Consider the following 7,031-nt stretch of genomic DNA (forward strand, 5'->3'; position numbering starts at 1 on the left):
CATGGAATAAAAATATATATTCCATAGAATAAAATCAACGCAAAAAAATCCCAGACAAATAAGGCAGTCAATTTGACTCTGCCTTATTTGTCTGGGATTTTATTTAAATTAAACCAACCGCTATGCTAGCCTTCTCTTCTCTTCTCTTCTCTTCTCTAACAACATTATCGTTTTCTTCCTGTTCTTTGTCAATATTTTTATAAATCTGGTAACATTTTATTTAAATTTTGTCAATACTCTTTTGAAAAATTTCGATAATAATAAATCTTCGCATTCCTTCTGCTGATTTCCGGCAGGAAATTTTCTGGAATGCATATTTATCATGAGATAGGAATCCGCGCCACCGTTTCTTTCCTCCCACTATAACGTTTTGTATTTTAGCACACTTTATCCGGCTTGTAAAGAAATTTATTCTAAATTTCCTCACGAATATTTTATCTCAATTTCTCATATAGTAGTTCAAAGAGAAATTAAGGAGGAATCCTGTGAGTTCAAAAACAAAAATTGTTGTTCTGCATTTAAAAGAAGTAGTCTACACAGCGATTTTCGCAGTACTTGGAATTCTGTTGATTTTACTGCTGATCTTTATGTTCCTGCCGGATGACAAAGACAAAGCTGCGGAAGAAACCATGAAATATACGGCGGGGGTATATACTTCCTCCATACAACTAAATGACAATGCCATAGACGTGGAAGTCGTAGTAGATGAGAATCATATCAACTCTATTACCCTGGTAAATCTGGATGAAGCCACCGCTGCCATGTATCCGCTGATGCAGCCTGCTCTGGATAACCTGACTGAGCAGATTTATGAAAAACAGTCCATGGAAAATATTTCTTACGGGGACGACAACCAATATACCTCCATGGTTCTGTTAAATGCGATCCAGTCGGCTCTTGATAAAGCCGCTTACACCGGGGAATGAGAACTCCGGAAGAATACAACTGATACTTCCATACATAGGAACTGCCGGATTGCCCGATTCGTGTGTGAAAGGGCAATCCGGCAGCAGCCTCCGTATCCAAACATAAAACAATATTCAAAGCGGTTCTTTTTATGCCGTTACACAACCATAATAATTCCGCCATCACTGGCATACATACTGCTGATGCCGGCTGTGTCCACCACAATAATCCGCTTGAATTCTGCCATCTGCTTTATTTTATCCACTGCAGCCCTGGCTCTTTCCGGGCAGTTGCAATGGGAAATCGCAAGTATTTTTTCTTTGGGATTAACCGTTTTGGAAACCAGGTCTTTGATCATCTTATCCACTGCTTTCGTAATTCCTCTTGCCTGTCCCAACTGGTAAATGGTTCCTTCCGGGCTTCCCGCCATCACAGGCTTGATGTTCAGCGTATTGGCCACAAAAGCCTTAAGATTGCTTAACCTTCCGTTTTTCCTGAGGGTTTCTAAGGTTTCCAGAACAAAGGAAGTGTTCTTCTCCGCAATAAATGATTCCACCTTCTCAATTACCTCTTCAAAGGACAGCCCCGCTTCCTCACATTCCTGAATCTTCATTCCAACCAGAGTCTCTCCCACAGAAGCAGATTTGGAATCGAAAATATGAATTTTCTTATCGCCCTTTTCCTCTATATAAAGCTTCTTCCCCAATTCTGCGCTGTTGTAGGAACCGCTGAGCTGTGAAGAAAGGGTCACACCATAGACGTGATCTGCTCCGCAGTCAAAGGCTTCCACATACCGTTCCGGCGAAGGGCAGGTGGATTTGGGACAGTTGGGGCTTGCCGCCACACGTTTTAAAAATTCTGCCTGATCAAAGGTTTCATCATCCACAATGTGGTAATCATCCACAAAAATTTCCAACGGCACGCTTTCAAAATGCCCGTCCTGTTTCAACTCTTCGGTCAGTTCCCCGCAGCTGTCTATTACGATTTTATAGCTCATGTTCTTCCTCCTGATATAGTATTGCTTCTCATTTTATTCGATATTCAAAATAATTGTACATAGTTTTTAATACCACTTAATACTAACATAAATATTTTCCTTTGAAAAGCCCCATTTACAGAATTTTGCTGAAAAACGCGGCCAGACACCGTAGGCGAAAACGCGGCCAAGCACCGTAAGCGAAAAACACGGCCAAGCACTGTAAGCAAACAACACGCCAAATACCGTAAGCGAAAAACAGCCGCTTCTGCATCATCCATGCAAAAGCGGCCCTGCTGCAATCCGTCAGTTAAAACAAAAACTGATCTCTTTCCACATATTATCCTCAATATAATTGACTTCTGTGATCCCATCGCAATAATCTGCAATGTATCCTTCTTCAATAAAATACCGAAACGCCTGCTTTTTCAGAATTTCATCGGAAAACCGCAGCGTCACCACCTGTCCCTGCATCCAGGCGTCTGTCAGCAGCGCGCCCATCCATTCCGGATTCCATTCCTCAATATAGGTTCCCTCTTTGATATAATAATTATTCATCACCGCCGTACATTCCGGCAGTTCAATTTCTGCATCCGGCACATGGCCCATCATCATTTCTGCAGTTGTCATGGCCATATAATTATAATCAATAAAAGAAGTCTCCAGTCCCTCTTTATTCCGGTAACCGTTATTTCCCCAGGTGGCATCCATATAATAATATTCTCCGTCCAGGCAAATCAGGTTCCAGGCATGGGCGTCTCCCAGGGCAGTGCCGCTGACAATCACGCTCTGAATCCCAAGCTGTCCAAGAAGATACTGAACCGCACAGGCATAGCCCTGACACACCGTCTGCTGCTTGATAAACACACTGATAATATTCTGGCTGTCTGTGGCGTCCGGAACATACTCCGTATTCAGCGCTAAAAGCTCATAGACATACTTTGCTTTCTCATAATCCGTATCATTGATGGAAATTCCATTCATCCACAAGTCCACAGTCTCATCGATCTGAGCCTGGGTAATCTTCCGCTCCTCTTCTGACATGGTATATTTAGGGGCAAACTCCAGACTTACCAGTTCCTCCCCTTTGGTGTACCTGGTAAATACATATCCTTCCACCCAGAACAGGCCGCCGTAATCCCCGCAGACTGCCGTATAAGCTTTACGCATCAAATCCAAATCCGTTGTGGACAGCCTGATTTTCTCTTCATGATTTAAAATTGCAGTCAGCATCTCATCATATATCACCTGTCCCTGCTGATCCAGATGTTCATAGGCATACTTGCCCACCGAAATCTGTTCCCGCTGGGGCTTTTCCAACTGCCAGGTATCCGCTGCGGGAGCTTCTGCTTTCTGCTGATTCTGACTGTCTTTCACACTCTCAGACTCTATGTTCTCCGGCTCTTCCTGCAGCAAATCCTGCAAATCATAAGGGGAGCATGCACTTGCGGATGCGCCAAGCAGCGCCATCAGACACAGTACTGCCGCCCTGCTTCTGATCCATTTCATTTCCAGTTTCCTTCCATATTCTTAATTTCTTAGTCCAAATCTGAAAAATAAGCCGTCATCAGCTTCGTCAGTCCGTCCATATCTGCCCTTCCCATGGTTTCCACTGCGGAATGCATCGCCAGAACCGGCACTCCCACATCCACGGTCCGAACCGGAAGAATACTGGAAGCAATGGAGCCAAGGGTTCCGCCTCCCGCAAGATCTGACCGGTTCACAAATTTCTGATACGGAATCTTATATTTTCTGCAGATCTGCTCCACCGCTGCAACTGCTTCGCAGTCTGTGGCATAGGACTGGGAACCGGCCTCCTTGATGCAAAGCCCCCGGCCAAGGGCCGGTTTGTTGGTCAGATCCATTTTTCCCATTTGATTGGGGTGGAGCCCATGAGCCACGTCCACCGACAGGAAAAAAGCATTGTAAAGGCTTTGCCGGGTCTGTTCTTCTGTTTTACGCATACTGTCATTAATTTTTTCCAGAAGGGTGAGAAGCAGCAGAGAACCGGCCCCCTGTTTGGTCTGGCTGCCCACTTCCTCATGATCAAAAAATGCAGCCACATTTAATCCGGTTTCCCTCCTGCTGCGGATCAGCCCTGTCAAAAGCGCCTGGACAGAGGTCAGATTATCCAGTCTGGGGGAAAGAATCAATTCCTCCTGCACCCCTGCATATTGGGGCTTTTCAGCGCAGTACACCCACAATTCAAAATCCAGAATCTGCTCCGGCTCCACCTGAAGCTCCTTTGCAAGAAACTCCATCAGCAGCTTCTGTTCTTTCACCGTTTCATCCAAAAGTCCCAGAATCGGAAGCATATCTGTCTGTTTATTCAGCTCCACTCCTTTATTGACTTCCCGGTTCATGTGAATGGCAAGATTCGGAATCACAAGCAGCGGCCGTTCCGGCGAAAAATAATGCATCTTTGGATGCATCACGTCCTCGCTCTGCACCGCGATCCGGCCAGAGATGCTCAAGGGTCTGTCTAACCATGTATTTAAAATCGCCCCGCCGTACACTTCCACATTCACCTGTCCATATCCCCCGGCAGAAATATCGGGATTCGGTTTTATCCGCAGACAGGGAAAATCTGTATGGGCCGCTCCGATTCGGATGCCATTGCGGAATTCCGCCCGCGTGCCTATGGTAAATGCAAACAATGTGGTATCATGATGTTTCACATAATATCTTCCATTTTCCGTCAGTCCCCAGCCTGTGCCAAAATCCAGTTCTTCAAATCCTGCTTCCGCTAACTGGCGCGCCGCCTCCTGCACCACCATCACGGCGCTGGTTCCTTTTTCCACTAAATGAAATAACTTCTCTTCCATTCCTTTACCTCCGAAACTGCCGTGCATTCTGCACATTCTTTCGATATTATACTATATCTGAATATTTTTTTCCACTGTATCCAGAATGGAAATGAGAAAATTTACAACCCTTCCGTTTTGGACTGCAGCGTTAATTTTTTAACCGCTCTAATACTGCAGCGAACATTTTATATTGGGATACAGACGGAACTGCCAGATTGCCCTTTGACACACAAACTGGGCAGCGTTCCGGCGAACTAACTGCTAACTTCGACTAAGGAAGTCAGGAAAGCCTTCCTTCCTAAGTCTCCGTAAACAGTGGATTTCACCTTCACGCAATACACCCATAAACTGTTTGTTTCGCCAAAGGGCAATCCGGCAGTCCCTGTGTATCGAAATATAGATTGTTCGCTCTGAACCGCTCCCAACAAAAAAACTGCCGCATAAAGGAGAAATCATAACCATTTCATCCTTCCTGCGGCAGTCCTGAATCATCTGCTGTTTACCGGCAGCCTTAAAAATTATTCTATTGCCAACCCGCCGTTAAACACATACTTGTCCAGCCGTTCAAAGGCTTCTTTGACCCGGCTCAGCGGAAGGGCCAGATTCATGCGCACTGAACATGGCCCATGGAACATTCTGCCGTCCTGCCAGGCCACGCCCACATCCCAGGCCGCCTGCTCCAGTTCATCAATGGTCTTATTATGGGCTTCGCACCATTTGCTGCAGTCCATAAAAAGCATATAGGTTCCTTCCGGACGGAACACTTCCACCCCTTTGAAATGCTCCTGGATGTAATCGCAGGCATAGTTGACGTTTCCGGTAATGACCTGGCGAAGCTCGTCCACCCATTCGTACCCTTCCGGACGGTAAGCCCCCAGAAGCGCATGCATGGAAAGCACGTTCATATCATTGTAATGGGGCTTGCTGCCTTTTGCCACGGTGCGGTCCCTGAGGTACTTGTTATATATAATATGATAGCTTCCCACCAGGCCGGCCAGGTTAAAGGTCTTGCTTGGAGCATACACCGCCACGGTGCGGTTTCTGGCATCCTCGCTGACCATCTGCGTGGGGATGTGCTTATGCCCTTCCAGAATAATGTCAGACCAGATTTCATCGGAAATCACAAGACATTCATTGTTTTTATAGATCTCCATTGCTTTTTCCAGCTCCCACCGCTCCCAGACACGACCGCAGGGATTGTGGGGACTGCAGAAAATTGCCACATGGATATTTTCTTCCTGAATCTTCTTTTCCATATCTTCAAAGTCCATCCGCCAGACGCCCTTTTCGTCCTTCACCAACGGACTGTGAACAATTTTAAACCCGTTATTGTTGAGACTGGAAGTAAATCCAATGTAAGTGGGGCTGTGAAGAAGCACAGCATCTCCCGGAGCGGCAAAGGCCGTCAAAGCAGACATCACGCCGCCCAGCACTCCGTTCTCATACCCGATGCACTCTTTGGTCAGGCCGGTTACTCCATTTTGGGTTTCCTGCCATTTGATAATTGCATGATAATATTCGTCCGTGGGCAGAAAATACCCGTAAGCCGGATGCTTTGCCCGCTCAATAATTGCCTCGGGAATGGTTGGAACCGTGGGAAAATTCATATCCGCCACCCACATGGGAATTGCGTCAAAGCCTTCCTTCGGCGCGCTGGGCGTAAAACCCGGCATTCCCCCTAAGCCGTCCACTGCTATCGCGTCTTTGCCCCGGCGATCCATAATGGATGTAAAATCGTATTTCATAAACTACACATCTCCTTATCTGACAGCGATTACCTCAATTTCCACCAGCGCATCTTTGGGAAGAGCTGCCGCCTGGACTGCAGATCTTGCCGGGCAGCCCTCTGTAAAAAAGCGGGCATACACCTCATTCATGGCCGCAAAATCTTTGATATCTTTTAAAAATACCGTGGACTTCACCACATTTGCCAGAGTAAGCCCTGCTTCTGCAAGCACTGACTGTACATTTTTCAAAGACTGTTCTGCCTGGGCGGAAATGTCTGTTCCGGCAAAATCTCCAGTTGCCGGATCAATCGGAAGCTGCCCGGATACAAACACCATTCCGTTTGCCTCTATTCCCTGTGAATACGGTCCGATTGCCGCCGGCGCATTTTGAGTGGAAATTACAGTTTTTCCCATAATAGTTTCTCCTTTTCCATACATGTTTATCAGATTAATTATGTTTCTATGGCTATATTATAATATTTTTATCAAGTTGTAAATATTTTTATCAAAAAAAGATAGTGTAACTTTACTTTCGGGTTTGATTGGTCAGAGTTTACCACAAATGTTTTTCTCAAATAGAAATGACTTCTTGTTTTTTTTAGCTGTACTATAGTT

At 45.8% G+C, this 7,031-nt stretch carries 6 protein-coding genes; 1 reads left to right on the top strand and 5 read right to left on the bottom strand.

Annotated elements, in window-relative coordinates:
* The first annotated feature begins 485 nt into the window (after positions 1-485).
* Positions 486-926, top strand: coding sequence for an FMN-binding protein (locus tag ACTO17_RS19185; RefSeq protein WP_482559056.1), 441 nt, complete (start codon positions 486-488; stop codon positions 924-926).
* Between the two features lie 137 nt (positions 927-1,063).
* Here the strand turns inward: ACTO17_RS19185 and ACTO17_RS19190 are convergent, their stop codons facing one another.
* The 5 genes from ACTO17_RS19190 to ACTO17_RS19210 all read right to left on the bottom strand — a co-directional run bounded on the left by ACTO17_RS19190 (position 1,064) and on the right by ACTO17_RS19210 (position 6,830).
* On the bottom strand, positions 1,064-1,903 hold the full coding sequence (locus ACTO17_RS19190) for a DegV family protein (protein ID WP_172537721.1): 840 nt from the start codon (positions 1,901-1,903) through the stop codon (positions 1,064-1,066).
* 285 nt (positions 1,904-2,188) lie between these two features.
* Complete coding sequence (locus ACTO17_RS19195) at positions 2,189-3,391, bottom strand: transglutaminase domain-containing protein (protein ID WP_172539354.1); 1,203 nt, start codon at positions 3,389-3,391, stop codon at positions 2,189-2,191.
* A 29-nt stretch (positions 3,392-3,420) separates the two neighbouring features.
* Positions 3,421-4,707, bottom strand: a complete 1,287-nt coding sequence (locus ACTO17_RS19200) for a M18 family aminopeptidase (RefSeq protein ID WP_482559057.1) — start codon at positions 4,705-4,707, stop codon at positions 3,421-3,423.
* A 500-nt stretch (positions 4,708-5,207) separates the two neighbouring features.
* Positions 5,208-6,434 carry a MalY/PatB family protein gene (locus tag ACTO17_RS19205; RefSeq protein WP_482559058.1) on the bottom strand — a complete coding sequence of 409 codons (1,227 nt, stop codon included), beginning with the start codon at positions 6,432-6,434 and terminating at the stop codon, positions 5,208-5,210.
* Between the two features lie 15 nt (positions 6,435-6,449).
* Positions 6,450-6,830 (bottom strand): RidA family protein, encoded by a 381-nt coding sequence (locus ACTO17_RS19210; RefSeq protein ID WP_482559059.1) that lies wholly within the window; start codon positions 6,828-6,830, stop codon positions 6,450-6,452.
* Between the last annotated feature and the right edge of the window lie 201 nt (positions 6,831-7,031).

The organism is Petralouisia sp., assembly GCF_056822245.1.